A 258-nucleotide genomic window follows, 5' to 3' on the forward strand; every position below is an offset into this window, starting at 1 on the left:
GTGCTGCGCATCGAGCAGCGCGAGCACCGCGTCGGCCAGTTCGTCGAGGCTGCCGTTCTCGACCGCCTTGCCCGATTCGCCGTGGCCCGGCAGATCGAGCGCCCACACCGGCCGGTGCGCGGCGAGCTCCGCGTGATTGAACAGCCAGTTGTTCAGGTCGCCGCCGAAGCCGTGGATCAGCACGGCCGGCGTGCCCGAACCGTCGCCCAGCTTCAGGAAGCGGATCGTGCGTCCGCCGATCTGCGCCTTCTCGGGCTG

Annotated in this window: 1 protein-coding gene; it reads right to left on the reverse strand. The window is 70.5% G+C overall.

Annotated elements, in window-relative coordinates:
• Positions 1–258: alpha/beta fold hydrolase (locus AAEY83_RS16505; protein WP_351060796.1), on the reverse strand; the 258-nt coding region annotated here is incomplete at both ends.

Origin of the sequence: Psychrobacter sp. TB20-MNA-CIBAN-0197, from assembly GCF_040309765.1 — a bacterium.
Taxonomy (GTDB): domain Bacteria; phylum Pseudomonadota; class Gammaproteobacteria; order Pseudomonadales; family Moraxellaceae; genus Psychrobacter; species Psychrobacter submarinus.